At 54.9% G+C, this 18,284-nt stretch carries 15 protein-coding genes; 10 read left to right on the top strand and 5 right to left on the bottom strand.

The annotated features are described in order from the left end of the window. Positions 1-13: 13 nt before the first annotated feature. The 3 genes from uvrC to FRY97_RS15825 form a co-directional block, all read right to left on the bottom strand. Positions 14-1,849, bottom strand: a complete 1,836-nt coding sequence (gene uvrC / locus FRY97_RS15835) for an excinuclease ABC subunit UvrC (RefSeq protein ID WP_147168536.1) — start codon at positions 1,847-1,849, stop codon at positions 14-16. Between the two features lie 44 nt (positions 1,850-1,893). Continuing rightward, complete coding sequence (locus FRY97_RS15830; RefSeq protein WP_147168535.1) at positions 1,894-2,445, bottom strand: DinB family protein; 552 nt, start codon at positions 2,443-2,445, stop codon at positions 1,894-1,896. A 77-nt stretch (positions 2,446-2,522) separates the two neighbouring features. After that, positions 2,523-3,653 carry a DUF4407 domain-containing protein gene (locus tag FRY97_RS15825; protein WP_147168534.1) on the bottom strand — a complete coding sequence of 377 codons (1,131 nt, stop codon included), beginning with the start codon at positions 3,651-3,653 and terminating at the stop codon, positions 2,523-2,525. 729 nt (positions 3,654-4,382) lie between these two features. Here FRY97_RS15825 and FRY97_RS15820 point away from each other — a divergent pair. Beyond that, positions 4,383-5,171 carry a hypothetical protein gene (locus tag FRY97_RS15820; protein WP_147168533.1) on the top strand — a complete coding sequence of 263 codons (789 nt, stop codon included), beginning with the start codon at positions 4,383-4,385 and terminating at the stop codon, positions 5,169-5,171. Between the two features lie 170 nt (positions 5,172-5,341). Here the strand turns inward: FRY97_RS15820 and FRY97_RS15815 are convergent, their stop codons facing one another. After that, positions 5,342-5,611 carry a DUF202 domain-containing protein gene (locus FRY97_RS15815; RefSeq protein ID WP_147168532.1) on the bottom strand — a complete coding sequence of 90 codons (270 nt, stop codon included), beginning with the start codon at positions 5,609-5,611 and terminating at the stop codon, positions 5,342-5,344. A gap of 506 nt (positions 5,612-6,117) precedes the next feature. Here FRY97_RS15815 and FRY97_RS15810 point away from each other — a divergent pair. From FRY97_RS15810 to argH, 8 genes are all read left to right on the top strand, one after another. Continuing rightward, positions 6,118-6,702: a GNAT family N-acetyltransferase gene (locus FRY97_RS15810; protein WP_147168531.1), complete on the top strand. Its 585-nt coding sequence runs from the start codon at positions 6,118-6,120 to the stop codon at positions 6,700-6,702. 20 nt (positions 6,703-6,722) lie between these two features. Then, on the top strand, positions 6,723-7,934 hold the full coding sequence (locus FRY97_RS15805; protein WP_147168530.1) for an argininosuccinate synthase: 1,212 nt from the start codon (positions 6,723-6,725) through the stop codon (positions 7,932-7,934). Beyond that, positions 7,927-8,895 carry an N-acetyl-gamma-glutamyl-phosphate reductase gene (argC, locus tag FRY97_RS15800; protein WP_147168547.1) on the top strand — a complete coding sequence of 323 codons (969 nt, stop codon included), beginning with the start codon at positions 7,927-7,929 and terminating at the stop codon, positions 8,893-8,895. The genes FRY97_RS15805 and argC overlap by 8 nt, the downstream gene beginning before the upstream one ends. A 36-nt stretch (positions 8,896-8,931) precedes the next feature. Then, positions 8,932-9,885 (top strand): N-acetylornithine carbamoyltransferase, encoded by a 954-nt coding sequence (locus FRY97_RS15795; RefSeq protein WP_147168529.1) that lies wholly within the window; start codon positions 8,932-8,934, stop codon positions 9,883-9,885. Position 9,886: 1 nt separating this feature from the next. Next, positions 9,887-10,660, top strand: a complete 774-nt coding sequence (gene argB / locus FRY97_RS15790) for an acetylglutamate kinase (protein ID WP_147168528.1) — start codon at positions 9,887-9,889, stop codon at positions 10,658-10,660. A 47-nt stretch (positions 10,661-10,707) separates the two neighbouring features. Then, on the top strand, positions 10,708-11,784 hold the full coding sequence (locus tag FRY97_RS15785; RefSeq protein WP_147168527.1) for a M20 family metallo-hydrolase: 1,077 nt from the start codon (positions 10,708-10,710) through the stop codon (positions 11,782-11,784). 245 nt (positions 11,785-12,029) lie between these two features. Further along, positions 12,030-14,642: a PQQ-dependent sugar dehydrogenase gene (locus FRY97_RS15780; protein ID WP_147168526.1), complete on the top strand. Its 2,613-nt coding sequence runs from the start codon at positions 12,030-12,032 to the stop codon at positions 14,640-14,642. 50 nt (positions 14,643-14,692) lie between these two features. Then, positions 14,693-16,033 carry an argininosuccinate lyase gene (gene argH, locus FRY97_RS15775; protein ID WP_147168525.1) on the top strand — a complete coding sequence of 447 codons (1,341 nt, stop codon included), beginning with the start codon at positions 14,693-14,695 and terminating at the stop codon, positions 16,031-16,033. A 2-nt stretch (positions 16,034-16,035) separates the two neighbouring features. Here the strand turns inward: argH and FRY97_RS15770 are convergent, their stop codons facing one another. Further along, a complete protein-coding gene (locus FRY97_RS15770; protein ID WP_147168524.1) occupies positions 16,036-16,614 on the bottom strand; it encodes a plasmid pRiA4b ORF-3 family protein in 579 nt (192 codons plus the stop codon). A 321-nt stretch (positions 16,615-16,935) separates the two neighbouring features. On the opposite strand from FRY97_RS15770, the gene FRY97_RS15765 reads away from it, so the two are divergent. Next, positions 16,936-18,030, top strand: coding sequence for an alkaline phosphatase (locus tag FRY97_RS15765; RefSeq protein ID WP_147168523.1), 1,095 nt, complete (start codon positions 16,936-16,938; stop codon positions 18,028-18,030). Positions 18,031-18,284: the final 254 nt, after the last annotated feature.

Raw genomic sequence — 18,284 nt, 5'->3', positions numbered from 1 at the left:
GGTGGGTGGTTTGCTATTCGTTGGCAGAAGGGCTGCTGCCAGCTTCTGCTTCTGCAAAATACATTTTTACTTTTTTAGCTACGCTCAGCCCAGCTACAGCAGCCAAGTCGGATGCCCGGGCTTCCTTCACCTTTTTGACGGAGCCAAAGTGGCTCAGCAGCTTCTCGGCCGTTTTCTCCCCTACCCCGGGGATGTTGGTCAGCTCCGTAGCTGTGAAGAACTGAGAACGCTTGTTGCGGTGGAAAGTGATGGCAAACCGGTGGGCCTCGTCCCGGGCTTGCTGAATGAGCTTGAGCGACTCGGATTTTTTGTCAATATACAGGGGCACCGCGTCGCCAGGCAGGAATATCTCCTCGAGCCGCTTTGCAATGCCAATGATGGTGATCTGATCAAGCAGGCCCAATGTCCGCAGGCTTTCGACAGCTGCCCCGAGCTGCCCTTTGCCCCCATCGATGATGATGAGCTGCGGCAGTGGCTCCCCCTCGTCCAACAGCCGGCGGTAGCGGCGGTGCACCACCTCTGCCATAGAGGCAAAATCATCTGGCCCGACCACCGTCTTCACATTGAAGTGGCGGTAATCTTTTTTGCTGGGCTTCGCATTTTTGAAAACCACACAGGATGAGACCGGAAAATGCCCCAGGATGTTGGAGTTGTCGAAGCACTCTATGTGCAGGGGCAGCTCGTCCATATTGAGATCGGCCTGCAGGGTGCGGAGGATGCGCTCTGCAGAAGTCTGTTTTTTCCGGGCAGTCGCCCGCTGCTTTTGCCGCTGCAGCATATAATATTTGAGGTTCTTCTCAGACAGGTCGAGCAGTTTGCGCTTATCGCCAATTTTAGGCACCGTCACTTGCAGCGCATCATCGCCCAGGGGCAATTCGTAAGGCAGCACCAGCTCTGTAGCGATGCTGTTGAAGCGGTCACGGATAATTGGGATTGCGTATTGCAAGAGCCCCGCCTCGTCGTCATCGTCCAAGTTTTTGATCAACTCCTGAGTGTGCGCATGAATGATCGCCCCATTCACCACCTTGATGTAATTAACGTAAGCTTCTTTCTCCTCTGAGGCGATAGAAAAGACATCTACATCCCGTATCGTAGTGCTTACCACTGTCGACTTCGCCTGATAATCTTCAAAGGCGGTCAGTTTTTCCTTAATGCGCTGCGCTTTTTCAAATTCGAGGTTTTCGGCCAATACCCCCATGACATCGCGGAAATGATTGCGCACTGCCCCGAAGTTGCCGCGCAATATATTGCGCACCTGTGCAATTTTCTCGTTGTACTCCGCCTCGCTCTCGAGCCCTTCGCAGGGCCCCAGGCAGTTTTTGATATGGTACTCCAGGCAAACTTTGAACTTGCCCGCCTCAATATTATCGGCAGAAAGATTGTAACTGCAGGTGCGCAAAGGGAAAAGACGCTTGATCAGCTCCAAGATGACTTTCAGGCGGGAGCGGCTAGTGTAAGGGCCAAAGTAAGTAGAGCCATCGCGTATGACCCGGCGGGTGATGAATACCCGGGGGAAGCGCTCCTTCTTGATACAAATGTAGGAATAGCTTTTATCGTCGCGCAACATGACATTATAGCGCGGCTGGTATTTTTTGATGAGGGTGTTTTCAAGCAGGAGGGCATCCGCTTCCGTTTCCACGATAGTGAACTCAATTCGGCGGGCATGTTTGACCATGACCCGGGTGCGGTGCGCACGGTCCCTGCGCTCCCCAAAATAAGAGGAGACCCGGTTGCGCAGGTTCTTGGCTTTGCCCACATAGAGTATGCAATCTTCTGCATCAAAAAAACGGTATACGCCGGGCAAACGTGGGATGGTGTCAGCTATCGCTTTAAAGTCTTCTGTTGTCATACCTTATCGACTGGTCTAACAGCTAAAGCTTGCCAGCCTCAGCCTTACTTTGCTAAGGTAACAACCCTGTCGGGATTTTGATGACTCCTTTCTTGGGCCTTGTAGCTCAACGTAGACCGGGCAACGCCAAAATCTTCTGGAAGCTCAAGCTCAGGGGCGGCTTCGCCGAGCCCAATACGGATGATGGCTAAATGGTGGATGGTGTGCTCGATATTGTACAGTATTTCCCGCTCTAAACAAGAAGGCACGGTGGGGGCTCCCTCTTCCCCCGTCACATCTGCAACACTGACCCTGCAAGGGGGATTGCCCGAAAGCCCTTGCAGGGCCAGAGCCAGTTGTTCCGCCATGGCCAAAGCAAAAGCAGGGTCTGCCTCTAGCCGGGGGTCTCTTTCGCGGGCGGCATAGTCTATCTGCCTTGGCTCGGCAGCCGCCTGTAGCAAAAGGCACTGGAAAAACTCCAGCAAGTGGCGTGTATGCTCCCCAATGCTGCTGCCCAACAGGACCTTGGATTTGCCTTGGTACTGTTGGGGCGTTAATACAGAAAGGTAAGCGCGCAGCTGTAGCAGCAATGCTGCCGCAGTTTGGAATAAACTCATAGTAGCGTGGGGTGATTCATCATAAAAGCAGCGGGGTGCCTATATACCTTGCCATTACAAGCACAAAGATAACACACTTAGGCATTTTTGATAAAGGGCGGGCGCCAGTCTGCCGGAGACCGTTCAATAGCTTCTTTGCGCCGGCGCAGCCAAATGTTGGTCAGCTCTTTTTCCACCCCGATCTCCTGCTGCGTACGGTAGACACTCGTTTCGGTATCAAACTTGACCTTATTGCGCACGGCGTTGTTGCGCAAGCTCACCGCTTCAAAGCTTTCCATCTCAAAGCGGTGTTCGTGCTCCTGCAAAAGGTAATCGTATGGGCTGCGGGCTGCTATCAGCTTAGCAAAGATAGGGGCCGTCTCCACGGCAATAAACAACAGCATGATGAACAGGCTAGCCCAATAAATCGCCTCGCTGCCCTGCCCCAGCCGGTGCAGGGCGTCCATACGGGCTGCCATGCCGCCATAAGCGCCCCGGCCTAGCCCGGCGATATCCGCTTTCATCAGGCTATCCAGATTGCCGATAGCAGCCTGCTCCTCCCCGATAAGGGGCAGCAGGCGTGCCTCCAACTGCTCCAAACTGGCCTGAGCTGCATCTGCATTGGCCTTCTTAGCCCGGTAGATCGGGCCCAGGTTGCGCTTACCGGAGCCGCCTGTGCCGTCTGCCTCCTGTATGGCCATAAGAGAAAGCGTATCCCGAAGCGCGGCCTGCGCCTCGATCTCTGCCTGCAAAGCAGCCTTGCGAGAAGTGTGCCCTGCTATCTGCCCCGCATAACGGGCTTGTATACGGCTCTCCTGCTCCTGATACACCTCCTGCTCCATCACCAGCAGCTCAGCATTGATCTCCTTTTCAAAAATCTTCAGCTCTAACGGTTTCGATATGACCAAAGCCAGCAGCACCGCCATGAACAAACGGGGGAAAGCAATGAAAAAGTCCTTGAAAAAACCGCCCTGCTTCTTCATGCTCGATACGATATAGCGGTCTAGGTTGAAAATCATGAGCCCCCACAACAGCCCAAAAGGCACTGCAGCCCAGTAGGTATCAAAGACGGTGTAGATAGCATACGTGGCTGAGCAAAACGCCAGCAGCCCCGTGAATAAAATAGTACCGCCTATGCCCACAAACTTCTGCTCGTCGGAGGGGCACTGCTTGAGGATATCGGCATCTGCGCCGGAACAATAAATTAAAAACTGCTTGATTGTTGACATAGCCGGGTGGTTTACTTTTGGCAGAAGCGCCTGAGCGCTTATTTGTAGCGGTTTCGTTTTAAAAATCAAGGACCTATGCACGCCTGCTGTCCGGCAGGGCCCTGCGGAGCTGCTAAATTTGAGCTTTGCAGGTTAAATAATTTTAGTGCGGAAGCCAGGTTCATAAAGCGCGTTGATTTGCAAAAAGAAGGAGCTCCAAAAATGCTCTGAGCCCCTCCGCAGCAATTGAGCAGACATGATAAGTGCCCGCTTTCCGCCTTTCCAAATTTTCAGGCCAGCCCGCGCTACTTTCCGATGAAAGGCAACACTCCGGCTGAACAGCCTGCACAATCCACTACCCCATTTAAACATTGCCACCGTGCAGCAATAGCCGATTCGCCTGCTAGCCTAGCTTTACTGAGCTACACACTCAGAGCGTGTTGAGATTGATATCCTGCCCAACGAAAGGGGGCCTGCCCCTGCCATACGGCAGGTGCCGCTATGCTGCGGGGCTCGCTATCCGCTCGGCCCTATCGGGCTTGCCACCCCTCCGCAGCGCTAGTCCGGTCCCCTACTCGAGCTCAAAGCTTGCGACATTCCGGCTCTACAGCCCCAAGCTCCCCGAATGGATAAGTATCTATCTTGTAAATACAGGTTAGGAATCTACTCCCCTCATCAAAAAAACAAAACAAACAATTGTGCCAGGTGAAATTATTTTATTTAGTTTTGTGACAAATAAAAAAACCACACATGGCGTTGACACATTTGAGCCCACTTGAGGTAAGGGATCTAATTAACAAGTACCAATCTGAATTGCGGAAATTGAATTTCCAGGTCATGCAAAATGAAGCCGTTGTAAAACAACTGCAAGAATATGCCGCAAACCTGGAAGAAGCACTAGCTGTAGAAGAAGCGACGATCTACGCGCTGCCCCCTACAACTTCCGCCCCGTCACCTGCAGAGGAACAACCCGCTGCTGAAAAACAGCCCGTTGCCGAGCAGCAGCCTGCTGCAGAAGAAAAGCCTAAGCCGGCAAGAAGCACCAAGACAGCAGCCAAAAGCAGAAAAACCAATACAGCTGCCAAATCAAAAGGCCGGGGGCGCCCAAAAGGCAGTAAAAATAAAACCACTAAGGCTGCCGCTGCCAAGCCGGCCAAATCAGCATCAGCAAAGGCAGCCCCAAAGGCCCAGCCTGCTGCTGAAGCCCAGCCTGCTGCTGAGCCCACAACAGCCGCTGAGCCTACAACCATTGAGGGCGTGCGCCTGTCTGAATGGGACAACTTCGTGATTAATGCCATACGGGAAAAAAATCAGGCGCTGACCACCGGCGATCTCGCAGCAATCGGCTCTGCAGACCCTAGCATCAAGGAGGGCACCGCTGTCATTAAGACCAAGCTCAACCGCAGCCTGAACAAGCTTTCTAACAAAAACGACATCTTGTCCAAAAAGAAGCACGACGGCAGGTCTTTTGTGTACGGCCTAAAAGAATGGGAAGACAAAAACGGAGAAATCAAAAAGCAGTACCTGCCCAAATCATAACTGCCTAACCGCAGCTGATCATAAAAGGCACCGCCCGCACTATTTTGCTGATACTAAAACAAAGCGCCCGGCTGTACGCAATGTACGCCGGGCGTTCTCCTAAAAAGTAGTTTAGTTTGGTCCGGTGAAGCTAAGGCTTTTACTCCGCCCCTGCAAGCCCATGCCCAAAGCTACTTGGAATATTTGTAGTACTTTTTGATCTGCCGCTTCACGTACAACAAACGAAAAATGCCAATGCCCAAGATAAAAGGCGAAGCGGCCAATAAAAAAAAGCCCAGCGGCCGGATCTCACGCAACACCTCCATTTGTAATATGGCAACACCTCCGCTCAAAAAGACCAAAGCGGTACGGAAATAGGCAAGGAATGTACGCTCATTGGCCAAGTGGGTGCGCTCAATCGCCAAATAGTCACGAGTGATCAGTGGTTTTGGATGGTCCATATCTTTTTGTGGCAAAGATCACATAAGCGCAGCCTACAGTCTAGGCAGAAGATCACACAAGCTTTAGAAATCGTAATCTCCTGCTTTTTTCATCTCTATCTGCCTGATTTCCTATCACTAGGGTTTGCTTTTCAGTAAAAAGGCTGCTACATTGCCTGCTCAATAAAATTAAAGCTCAGCCACTTCGCCTACTGTGAAGGGCTGTACAGAGCAAAATCTTCATGCAGCACGGCGAATTACATATCTCTACTCTGGCCAACCGGCATACCCCGGTTGCTATCCGCCGACGCTTCCTGCGCCGCCCTTAGGGGCGGACAATTTCCATATTACCCATCCGTGCAGGATTACACCTGCCATCCGTGCCCAGCCAAAGGCACGCCTCTCCCTGAACCTAAAGTACAGGCCAATTATATTTTACCCGGCCCGGCCCGGCCGCTGTCCGGAGGGCCCGATCGCTATGGTTTTATCCGCAGGCCAATACCCTGCATCAAGCACAACCAAAACGAATGAAATTTGACATCCTAATTGCAGATGCTGCCCATGAGCCGTTCGCAGAAGAAATCTGCGACAACTACGCTGAGTCTGCCCGCTCGAGGGGCACCGGTATCGCCAAAAGAGAACCGGATTATATCCGCACCAAAATCCGGAATGGCAATGCCATTATCGCTATGCAGGACGGCAAGGTGGCCGGCTTTTGTTATATAGAGGTTTGGAGCCACGAGCGCTACGTGGCCAACTCGGGGCTGATCGTATTCCCGGACTTCCGGCAGCACGGCCTGGCCCGCCTCATCAAAGCCAAAGCTTTTGAGCTCTCCCGCAACAAATACCCCAATGCCCGCCTTTTCGGCATTACGACGAGCCTCCCGGTCATGCGCATCAATTCGGACTTGGGCTACCGCCCCGTCACTTTTTCAGAGCTTACCCAAGACGAAGCCTTCTGGAAAGGCTGCCAGTCTTGCCCCAATTATGATATCCTCGAGCGCAACCAACGCCGTATGTGCCTGTGCACGGCTATGCTCGCTCCTTCCAAAGCAGAAGAGGAGGCCCGGATGGCGCACGACCTCAGCAGCCTTGTCATCAACAACCGATAAACTACTTTCAACTTTCGAATATGAGCCAACCACGCCAAGTCGTCCTCGCATACAGCGGGGGCCTCGATACTTCTTTCTGCATCAAGCACCTCTCCCTCGAGAAAGGGTACGAAGTACACGCCCTGACCGTCAACACAGGAGGCTTTAGCCCTGAAGAGCTAAAAGCCCTGGAGCAAAAAGCGCTTGACCTGGGCGCCGCTTCCTACCGGGCGGTAGACGCCCTGCCTGCCTACTATCAGCAGTGTATCCGATACCTTATCTTCGGCAACGTACTGCGCAACAATACCTATCCGCTCTCGGTAAGCGCGGAGCGCATGTTCCAAGCCTTGGAAACCGTAAAGTATGCCAATGAAATCGGTGCTCAGGCGGTAGCCCACGGCAGCACCGGTGCGGGCAACGATCAGGTGCGGTTTGACCTCGTCTTCGAAATACTGGGCAATGACCTGGAAATCATTACCCCCATACGCGATCTGCAGCTTTCCCGGCAGGCGGAAATCGAGTTCTTGGAAAAACACGGCGTGAACTGGCCCTGGGAAAAAGCCCAGTATTCTATCAACCAAGGCATTTGGGGCACGAGCGTAGGTGGGGCCGAAACCCTGACTTCGCATCAGGCCCTGCCTGAACAGGCCTACCCCAGTCAGCTCACTGCTGAAGGCCCGCTAGACCTAACCCTCCACTTCGAAAAAGGCGAGCTGACGGGCATCAACGGGGCCAAGGCCAGCCATCCGGTAGCTGCCATACAAGCCCTACAGGAAATCGCCGCCCCCTTTGCTATTGGGCGCGACACCCACGTTGGAGATACCATCATCGGGATCAAAGGCCGCGTTGGGTTTGAAGCCGCTGCCCCGCTCCTCATCATCAAAGCACACCACCTCCTGGAAAAACACACCCTGACCAAATGGCAACAGTATTGGAAAGAACAACTGGCCAACTGGTACGGCATGCTGCTGCACGAAGGGCAGCTGCTTGAGCCTGTCATGCGCAATATCGAGCGCTTCCTGGAGGACACCCAAAGCACCGTTACCGGAAAGGTATTCCTGCGCCTGCACCCCTACCGGTTCGAGCTGCTGGGCATTGAGTCTGGCTACGACCTCATGAACAGCGGCTTCGGCCAGTACGGAGAAATGAACAAGGCCTGGAGCGGCCAGGATGTCAAAGGCTTCACCAAGATCCTATCCAATGCGCTCAAAATCCAGCATTTCGTAAGCCAAAAAAATGAACAGGATGATTAATGCAGGCATCATAGGCGGGGCAGGGTATACAGCCGGGGAGCTGCTCCGCATCTTGATCAACCATCCCGATGTGGACATCGCTTTTGTCCAGAGCAATAGCCAGGCTGGCAAGCCTATCGCCTCGGTCCACACCAGCCTCATAGGCGAAACCTTCCTCCACTTCACCGCTCAGGGAGATTACGGTAAAGCCGATGTCCTTTTCCTCTGCATGGGCCACGGCAAATCCGCAGCTTTCTTAGAAGCTACACCGGTACCGCCAGAAGTGCGCATCATTGACCTGAGCACCGATTTCCGGGCGGAAAGCCCCAGCCACGAATTTGTGTACGGCTTGCCTGAGCTTCAGCGCAGCCGCATACGCGAAGCCAACCGAATTGCCAACCCCGGATGTTTCGCCACTGCCATACAGCTGGCCCTCCTTCCTCTGGCCAGGCATGGGCTGCTGGAGGATGATGTCCATATCCACGCGGTTACAGGGGCAACCGGGGCAGGGCAGGCACCCGGCGCTACCACACACTTCAGCTGGCGCGACAACAACCTCTCGGTCTACAAAGCTTTCAGCCATCAGCATCTCGCAGAAATCCGCCAAAGCCTCACACAACTTCAGCCCGGCTTTGCCCATCAACTGAACTTCCTCCCCCTGAGAGGGAATTTCAGCCGTGGGATCTTTGCTACAGCCTATCTCTATACCGATCTGGGGGCAGACAAGGCCCGAGACCTTTACGAAGCCTTCTACGCCGGCTCGCCCTTCGTTTTCCTATCCCCTTCCAACCCAGACTTGAAACAAGTCGTCAATACCAATAAAGGGGTCCTATACTTGGAAAAGCACGGCAGCCGCCTGCTGATCATCAGCATGATCGACAACCTTTTGAAAGGGGCTTCCGGCCAAGCCGTACAAAATATGAACCTGATGTTCGGGCTGGACGAAGCGGCTGGGCTACGGCTCAAGCCCAGTCAATTTTAGCCTACAGGCACCTTAACACTACATAAAATCCGCAGCATGAAGCATTTTACTTCCGTACATGATGTCGACGACCCCCAAGCCCTTATGGAGCGGGCACTGGCCCTCAAAAAGCTCCCGCCGGAAGCCTTGCTGGAAATCGGGCGGCACAAAACGCTCGTCCTACTTTTTCTCAACCCCAGCCTGCGTACCCGCCTGAGCACCCAAAAAGCAGGCTTCTCGCTTGGCATGCAAGTCATGGTGCACAACGCTGGACAAGGCTGGCAATTGGAATTTGAAGAAGGCAATATCATGAATGGCGATAAAGCCGAACATGTCAAAGAGGCAGCAGCTGTCATCAGCCAATATGCCGACATCATTGGGGTGCGTACTTTCCCCGGCCTCAAAGACCGGGCGGCCGACTACCAGGATGCCATCCTGAAGCAGTTCATGCGCTATGCTACTGTGCCCGTTGTGAGCTTGGAATCCGCCATCCGCCACCCGCTGCAATCCCTGGCTGATTGGCTGACGATAACCGAGCACCGCCCGGCCCACAGGCCAAAAGTGGTGCTAAGCTGGGCACCTCACCCACGACCCCTGCCACAGGCTGTGGCCAACTCCTTTATAGAGTGGATGAAAGTAGCAGACGTGGACCTGACCGTGGCCCACCCGGAAGGCTATGAGCTGGCACCGGAGTTTCACGAGGGCACTGCGGTGGAGCACGATCAGCGCAAAGCTTTAGACGGCGCCGATTTTGTGTACGTAAAGAACTGGTCTTCCTATCACGATTATGGCCAGGTGAAAATCAACAGCCCGGAGTGGATGATCACCCCGGAGAAGATGTCGCTCACACGGGAAGGGCGCTTTATGCATTGCCTCCCGGTGCGGCGCAATGTGGTCATTGCCGATGCGGTTATCGATCATCCGAGATCGCTCCACCTGCAGCAGAGCCACAACCGGACTTGGGCCGCCGCTGCTGCCATAGAAGCCCTTTTGCAACCCCAAAACCACTGAGATGAGCCATTCACTGACCATCCTTAAGATAGGGGGAGCAGTACTGCAGGACGAAGCCGCCCTGTCCGCTGCCCTCCAATTTTTCACGGGCATGCCCGGGCAGAAAATCCTGGTACACGGGGGCGGGCGCAAAGCAAGCGACATCAGCCGCAGGCTGGGCATTGCACCGCAGATGCACGAAGGGCGCCGGCTCACAGACGCGGCAACCTTAGAAGTGGTGACCATGGTGTACGCCGGGCTAGAGAACAAGCGCCTTGTAGCCCAACTGCAGCACATGGGCACCAACGCTATAGGGCTGAGCGGGGCAGATGCCAACATCATCCTTTCCGAAAAACGCAAGCACACTACAGTAGACTATGGCTTTGCCGGAGATGTGATCAGTGTACAAAAAGCCCCTTTGCAGGCCCTCCTCGGGGCCGGGCTCGCCCCGGTCTGCTGCGCCATTACCCACGATGGGCAAGGGCAGCTGCTCAACACCAATGCGGATACTATCGCCGCCGTTTTGGCTGCCGGGCTGGCAGCAGATTATCACGTAGACCTGCTTTACTGTTTCGAACAGCCCGGTGTAATGGAAGACCTCAGCCGCCCCGATTCCCTGATACAGGAGTTGCGCCCTGACAGCTATGCCCGCTACCGGGCGGCCGGGGTTATTGCCGGCGGCATGCTGCCCAAATTAGATAATGCATTCCGGGCCGTCAATGCAGGTGCCCGCAAAGCCCTCATTGCCGACCTTGAGGGGCTCCGCAATGGCGGGGGCACGACAATCCGGCTATGACCCATGCTTTTTACCTATCTTTTCACCCCAGGAACAACCCCGCGCACATGAACCATCCTTCCCTCTCCGAACAGAGCATTGCCCTGCTGAAGACGCTCATTGCCACACCCTCCCTGTCACGGGAAGAAGGCAGGACAGCGGCCCTGATCGCTGAGTTTTTGACCGGCCAGGGCGTGGAGGTGCACCAGAAGGGGCACAACGTTTGGGCGTTCAGCCATGGGCACAGCCCCGAAAAGCCCTATGTGCTGCTCAACTCCCACCACGATACCGTAAAGCCTGCCAAGGGCTGGACAAGAGACCCCTTCTCACCAGAAATGGAAGGTGGCACGCTTTACGGCCTGGGCAGCAACGACGCCGGCGGGCCCCTCGTCAGCCTGATCGCCACTTTTTTGCACTTCCACCAAAAAGAAGGGCTGCCCTTCAATCTCATTTTGGCAGCTACCGCTGAAGAAGAAATATCAGGCCCCAATGGCATAGCCAGTATACTGACAGCGCTGCCCGATATCAGCCTTGGCATTATCGGAGAGCCTACACAGATGCAGCTGGCTATCGCTGAACGCGGCCTGATGGTCATCGATGCCGAAGTGACAGGGGTATCCGGGCATGCAGCAAGGGACGAAGGGGTGAATGCCATTTACCTGGCGCTACAGGATATCGAATGGATACGGCAGCTCCGATTCGAGCGGGTAAGCCGGCTGCTCGGCCCGGTCAAAGCGACCGTGACACAGATCGAAGCGGGCAGCCAGCATAATGTCGTGCCCGACCGCTGCCACTACGTCATTGATGTGCGCACCAATGAGCTTTACACCAATGCAGAAGTCTTGGAGTACCTACAGATCCATACCAAATCCATACTTATCCCCCGCTCCCTGCGGCTCAACCCGAGCGGCATAGCCGAAAGCCACCCTTTGGTACAGGCTGGACTGGAAATGGGCATGGGCACTTTTGGCTCTCCCACCCTCTCTGATCAGGCGCTCTGCCCTTTTGCCACGGTAAAAATTGGCCCCGGAGATTCCGCCCGCTCGCATACGGCCGATGAGTTTATCCGGTTGGAAGAAATTGAAAAGGGCATCCAAGGATATATTGCCCTACTAGAGAAGTATGCCAAAAAGCTAGTGCCTTAAGTCATAAATCTCTGATACTTAAGTTGAAGTTGTTTTCCGGCTAATCAAGGCAAAGGTTCGCGGCTTTAGCCAGAGCTAAAGGAGCGGTTCTTTAACGAAGAGTAGGCGGAAAATAACGAAACTGGGGGTGTCAAGGATTTATGGCCTGAGCCACTAGGCCAATAGGCCCCAACCTTTTGCCCAGAAAACAAAGTCTGCCTCTAGGGCTGGCTTTTCGCTGTTTCATCATAATTAAGACCTGTACGATGCTAAAACCAATCGCTTTTCTCTCCCTTTTGCTCCTCCTCACCTTTTCCGCCTTGTCCCTGGTACAAGCCCCTCCCGCCCCGCCGGGCCCGGTAGGCCCTTACTTGAACGGCATATTCCCAACACGCGCGCCCGGAGCAAGCGGGGCATGGGGGCTAGAGGATGCATGGCCCGAGCTGGCTATCCCCTCTCCTCTTCAAATTATCCCCTTCCCTGGGACGGACGACCTCCTAGTGCTCAGCAAACGTGGGGAAGTTTGGCGGGTGTCGCTGAGCAGCCAAACGCAATCCCTGGTCTTAGACATCAAAGACCGCGCCTTCAAAGCCGGGGAGGCCGGTACAACAAGCATCGCCCTACATCCCCGTTTTGGAGACCCCACCGCCCCAGAACATCAGGAGATCTTCGTCTTCTACCGCTACAAACCCAACCCCAACTCATGGAACGAAAAAGGGTACAACAGGCTATCGAGGTTCCGCTGGGACGGGCAGGCTCAGCGGTTCAGCCCCGGCAGCGAACAGGTGCTCATTCAGCAGTACGACCGCAGCACCTGGCACAATGGGGGCGGGCTCTTTTTCCACCCCGATGACGGCTTCCTCTACCTGGCACTGGGCGACGAAGGCCATCAGCAATATAAAGATGCTTCCAACCAACGCTTAGACCGTGGCTTATTTGGCGGGCTGATCCGTATTGATGTAGACAACAACCCGGACCGCAGCCATCCCATACGCCGGCAGCCGCAGCCAGCAGAATGGGGCCCGGAAGACCCAGACTGGGGCCCAACTTTCTCCCAAGGCTATTCCATCCCCAACGACAACCCTTGGCAGAGCCCGGACAGCAGCGCACTAGAAGAGTTTTTTGCCATTGGGCTGCGCAGCCCCTACTCTACCAGCTTTGACCTCCCCACCAAGCAAATATGGGTAGCCGATGTCGGCCAGGTCTTGCGGGAAGAAGTCTCTATCATTGAGCGGGGCGATAATCTCCAATGGCCTTTTATGGAAGGCACTGCCTCCTCAGAAACCCACAACAGGCCGCAGGAAGTCATTGGGCAGGAGAAAGCCCCCCTTTTTGAGTACAGCCGGGAAGTTGGCCCCTGTATCATCGGTGGCGGTATATACCGGGGCGCACTTTACCCCAACCTCGGCGGCAAATACCTTTTTGCGGATTACATCAAAGGGTTTATCAAAGCACTGGAATACGACCCTGTCAGTGGAGAGACGTCGGAAGAGCTGATTATAGCGAACGTCAAAAGCTTGGGGCTCAGCCTGCCGGACAACCCGGGCATCACAGGCCTGTTCCCTCAGCCCGACGGGAACATCCTCGTCACGGTGCAGGGCAACGAGTTTGACGATGCAGGCAAAATCCTACGGCTCACCGCAGAAGAGGCGGTGGCAGACCCGCCACAGCTGCTTTCTGACCTAGGCGTTTTTACCGATCTGACAGCCCGCAGCGTCTCAGATGGCATACTCCCCTACACCGTTAATGCCCCTTTATGGTCAGATGGCGCCCGCAAACAGCGGTGGGCCGCTATACCCAACGACGGGCAATACGACACCCCCGAGGAACAGATTGGGTTCAGCCGCAAAGGCGACTGGGCTTTCCCGGAAGGCACCGTATTCATCAAGCATTTTGAGCTGCCTGTAGGGAGCAGCCCGCAGGCGTTTGCCCCCCTCGAAACCCGTTTTTTCATCTTGGGCGCTGAAGGAAGGGGCTATGGACTGACCTACAAATGGAATGAGGAAGGGACAGATGCCGTACTGCTGCAAAGCGGCGCTCAAGCAGATTATGCCCTTTGGGAAAATGGGGCGCCTGCGGGCACACAGACCTGGGAGTTCCCAAGCCGGGCACAGTGCCTTGACTGCCATACCGCCAACGCAGGTTTTGTGCTTGGGGTAAAAACCCATCAGCTCAATGGAGATCTCTACTACCCTGCTTCTGGGCAGACCCTCAATCAGCTTGATTACCTTAGCCAGATTGGGGTGCTAGGCCATGCCTTTACCTCTCCTGCCGATTATCCTAAATCTTACGCACTGACAGACGATGAGGCCAGCCTGGGCCTACGGGTACGCTCCTACCTCGATGCCAACTGTGCGCCCTGCCACCGGCCTGGAGGTATTCCGGAAATCAGCCTGGACTTTCGTTTCCAAACCCCATTGTACCTCCAAAACATGGTGAGCCAGCCCGTGCGCAGCGCCAACTCCGGGGCAGGACGGCTCATCGTGCAGCCCGGAAACCATGCCGCATCTGAAATCTGGATCAGAGACGCTAGCCTTGCCACCAATCAGATGCCCCCTTTGGCACGCTCCATCATTGATGAAGCCTACCTTGATAAACTGGCAGAATGGATTGACGGGCTGCCAGCAGATGCCGGACAAGTCGATCACTGGGTTTTATACCCCAACCCCGCCGCGCAATGGCTAAGCCTGCGCGCGCCTGACAGCTGGGAAGGCCCTTTCGAGCTCGCAGCCTACAACTTGAACGGCCAGCTGGTACAGCGGGCTGCATTTGAAGACCATAGTTATTTCTTTGCATTGCAGGGGCTGCCCGCCGGGGCTTACCTGCTTCAGCTCAGCAATGGGCAACAGCAGGCTACGGAGCGGTTCATTGTCCAATAAACAGGGGCGCACCGGGCTCCTATTCCAACCACTAAAACAAAAAATCAGCGATGAAACTCTGGCAAAAAAGCTACAGCCTCGACCAGCAGATAGAAGCCTTTACCGTAGGGCAGGACCGCGAGCTCGACACTTTCCTAGCCCCCTGGGACATCCTTGGCTCCCTCGCCCATGTAGAAATGTTGTGCAGCATAGGGCTGCTTGCCGCGGAAGAGCTGCAACAGCTGCAGGCCGCTCTGCGGAAGCTCTACCAGATAGCCGTAACGGAAGGCATGACTGTGGAGCCGGGCATGGAGGACATCCACTCTCAGGTAGAATACCTTTTGACCCGGGAGCTCGGCGACACTGGCAAAAAAATCCACGCTGGCCGTTCCCGCAACGATCAGGTACTAGTAGACCTGCGGCTGTTCTTCCGCGCGGAGGTAGCGGAAATCAGCAGGCTGATGAAAGCCTTGTTCGACGCCCTGCTGGGGCAGGCCGCAGCCTACAAAGACGTCCTCCTGCCTGGCTACACCCACTACCAGGCCGCTATGCCTTCCAGTTTTGGGCTATGGTTCAGCGCTTACGCGGAAAGCCTGGTAGACGATCTGCGGCTCTGGCAAAGCATTTACCATACCCTCAATCACAACCCGCTGGGCTCTGCGGCAGGCTATGGCGCTTCCTTCCCCCTCGACCGCACCCTGACTACACGGCTGTTGGGCTTTGAAGACCTGAGCTATAACGTAGTGCACGCTCAAATGGGCCGGGGGAAATCGGAGCTACAGCTCAGTTATGGCATAGCCGGCACAGCAGCAACCCTAGGGAAGCTAGCCGCAGATGTAGTGCTTTATGTCAGCCAGAACTTTGCCTTTCTTTCCTTCCCCGATGAGCTGACGACCGGGTCGAGCATTATGCCGCACAAGAAAAACCCGGATGTGTTCGAGCTGCTGCGCGCCCGGTGCAACAGCCTTCAGGCCCTGCCCGTACAAATCAGCCAACTGACAGCTGGGCTGCCCTCTGGCTATCACCGCGACTTCCAATTGCTGAAGGAGGCCATTTTCCCGGCTCTCCAACAACTCAAAGAGTGCCTACAAATCCTTACCTATGCCCTGCCTAAAGCAAAGCCTGCTGAACGCCTGCTGGAAGACGAGCGCTACCGGTTCCTATTCAGCGTGGAAGCCGTCAATCAGCTTGTCTTGGAAGGGCTGCCCTTCCGAGATGCCTACCGCTTGGTAGGCGAGCAGATCGCCAACGGCACTTTTGACCCGCCACGAGAGGTGAAACATACGCACGAAGGCAGCATTGGCAACTTATGCCTGCCAGAAATCCGTGCAAAATGGGAGCGTACGGCTCAGGGCTTCCCCTTCGAACAGGTCGAAAAAGCCATCCGGCAATTGGCGGGCCAACCTTATTAAAATCAGGAGCCGCCTACGCTATTGTAGTAATTGAGCATCCGCTCTCGGGCATAAGCTTCGTCAAATGCATGGACATCCCATTTTTCAACGCCCAGCCATTCCACCATATCATCATGGCCCTCGTGCCCGGGGTCATTGACCGCTTCCATCATGTAGTAGTAGCCCCCAATGCCGCCACAGTCTTCAGGCGGGCAAGCCCCTTTCCCCTTGAGCAGCTTGGGGTAGGTTTCGCCCGGAGCAGCCTCTAAAACCTTTTGGACCTCCACCCTGTGTTCCCAGCTATCTCCGAAATCATACTCATAAATCAGGGTGTCGCCTTTAGCGCTAAGGTAATCCTCCACCTTTACCGCCCAGCCGTCCTGCATATCATCCATATCAAAACCGTCCGGCATGCCAATACTGAAACTCCGCCAGCGGTCTGTAAAAGCATGCAGGTGGCTATTTTCCCAGCCCATTGCACCTTGAATGATTACATGAAGCTGCACAAAATTCAGGCCTGCAGGGATCTGTACCTGCCGCCAGATAGGAGGCTTTTGGGAGCCCATCAGTGTTATCTTGAGCTGTAAAATGGTTTGGCTCATCGGTTATCGTCTTTTATGTTTATAGTTACTTAGCTGCGCTGAATGTATAAAGATATAATGAGCGCAATCCAGATTGCCGTTTTTTTTTCTGCCCCTAACGTAAGGATGAGGGGCCTGCCCCTGCCATGAGGGCAGGTGCCGCTATGCTCCGGGGCTCGCTGTCCGCTCGGCCCTATCGGGCTTGCCACCCCTTCGCAGCGCTAGGCCAATGCCAGGCCAAAGCCCCAAAAGCATAAACGACTGCGACGTTCTGGTTTACGCCCAGATATATGGTCAAAACCTACCAAAGCCTTACCTTTGCGAAAAGCTGCATCGCACGATATGAAAAAGCTACTCTTCTTCCTTGCTGTTGTTCTTATGGTACAGGGCTGCAACAACAGCTACCAGCAGATTGCTATCCGCAAAAAGCCACAAAACGTCATCCTCCTGATTGGAGACGGGATGGGGCTCGCACAAATGTCTACTGCATTTTACTACCAGGAGGAGGCCCCCAACTTCGTGCGTTTCCAGCATCTTGGGCTGCACCGGCCTAAGCCCAGCGGTGCACAGATTACCGACTCTGCTGCCGGAGCGACAGCCTTCTCTGCAGGGGTAAAGACCTACAATGGGGCTATTGGGGTGGACAGCAGCCAACAGGCCCGGAAAACCCTGTTGGAAATAGCCGCTGAGCGAGGGCAGTCCACAGGCGTGATCGCCACATCCTCCATCACACATGCTACGCCGGCTTCTTTTTTTGCGCATGTTGAGCAGCGCAGCATGCAGGAAGAAATCGCGGCACAGCTCGTACATGCCCCTGTCGACTTCTTCGCGGGGGGCGGCATCAAATTCTTTGCCCGCCGAAAAGATGACCTCAACTACCTGGACTCCTTGAAAACCGCAGGGTACCTTGTGGACACGACCGCCCTGCCTGCCAAGGGCAGCCTACAGGCTGGAAAGCGCTACGGCTACCTGCTCGCCAACGACGGTATGCCCAAAATGCAGGAAGGGCGGGGCGATTTCCTGGCCGAAGCGACACAGCTCGCCTTGGAGCACCTCTCTCAAGACAAAGACGGCTTTTTCCTCATGGTGGAAGGCTCACAGATAGATTGGGGCGGGCACGCCAACGATGGGGAATACATTATCGAAGAAGTAAAAGACTTTGACCGGGCGATCGGCGCAGCACTAGACTTCGCAGAGCAGGAGGGCAACACCCTTGTTGTCGTGACAGCTGACCACGAGACCGGAGGGCTTTCTCTTTCTGCTGCAGAAGTGCGCATGCAGCGGACTTACGAGCACATCAACCCCACTTTTTCCACAGGCGGGCATTCGGCCTCCCTTATCCCCGTCTATGCCTACGGGCCTAGTGCTGCCAAATTCCAAGGCATTTACCAGAACAGCGACATTTTTGGGAAGATCCTGGAGGCCCTGCGCTGGTAACAGCACAAGTGCCGCCACCCTAATGTGGAAAGTTGCAGCCCCCCTGCTTCCAGAGCGTGGGCTGCAGCACCTTGGCGTTTTGGGGCAGGCCAAAACAGCCTCTGCAAGGGTTCCAACCTTTTCTCCACAAGGTGTGGATATTTACTAAAGCCGATTTTACCCGTTCCGAAGGCAGGCCGGCTATATTCGCACCCCGCAAAAGGCATCAGTAGTTATCCACATAATGTTGGTAATTATCTACAACGTCTTTTTGA

The sequence above is a fragment of the Phaeodactylibacter luteus genome (genome assembly GCF_007993045.1).
GTDB lineage: Bacteria > Bacteroidota > Bacteroidia > Chitinophagales > Saprospiraceae > Phaeodactylibacter > Phaeodactylibacter luteus.
The sequence above is the reverse complement of the archived record's forward strand: the minus strand, read 5'-3'. Positions and strand labels throughout refer to the sequence as shown.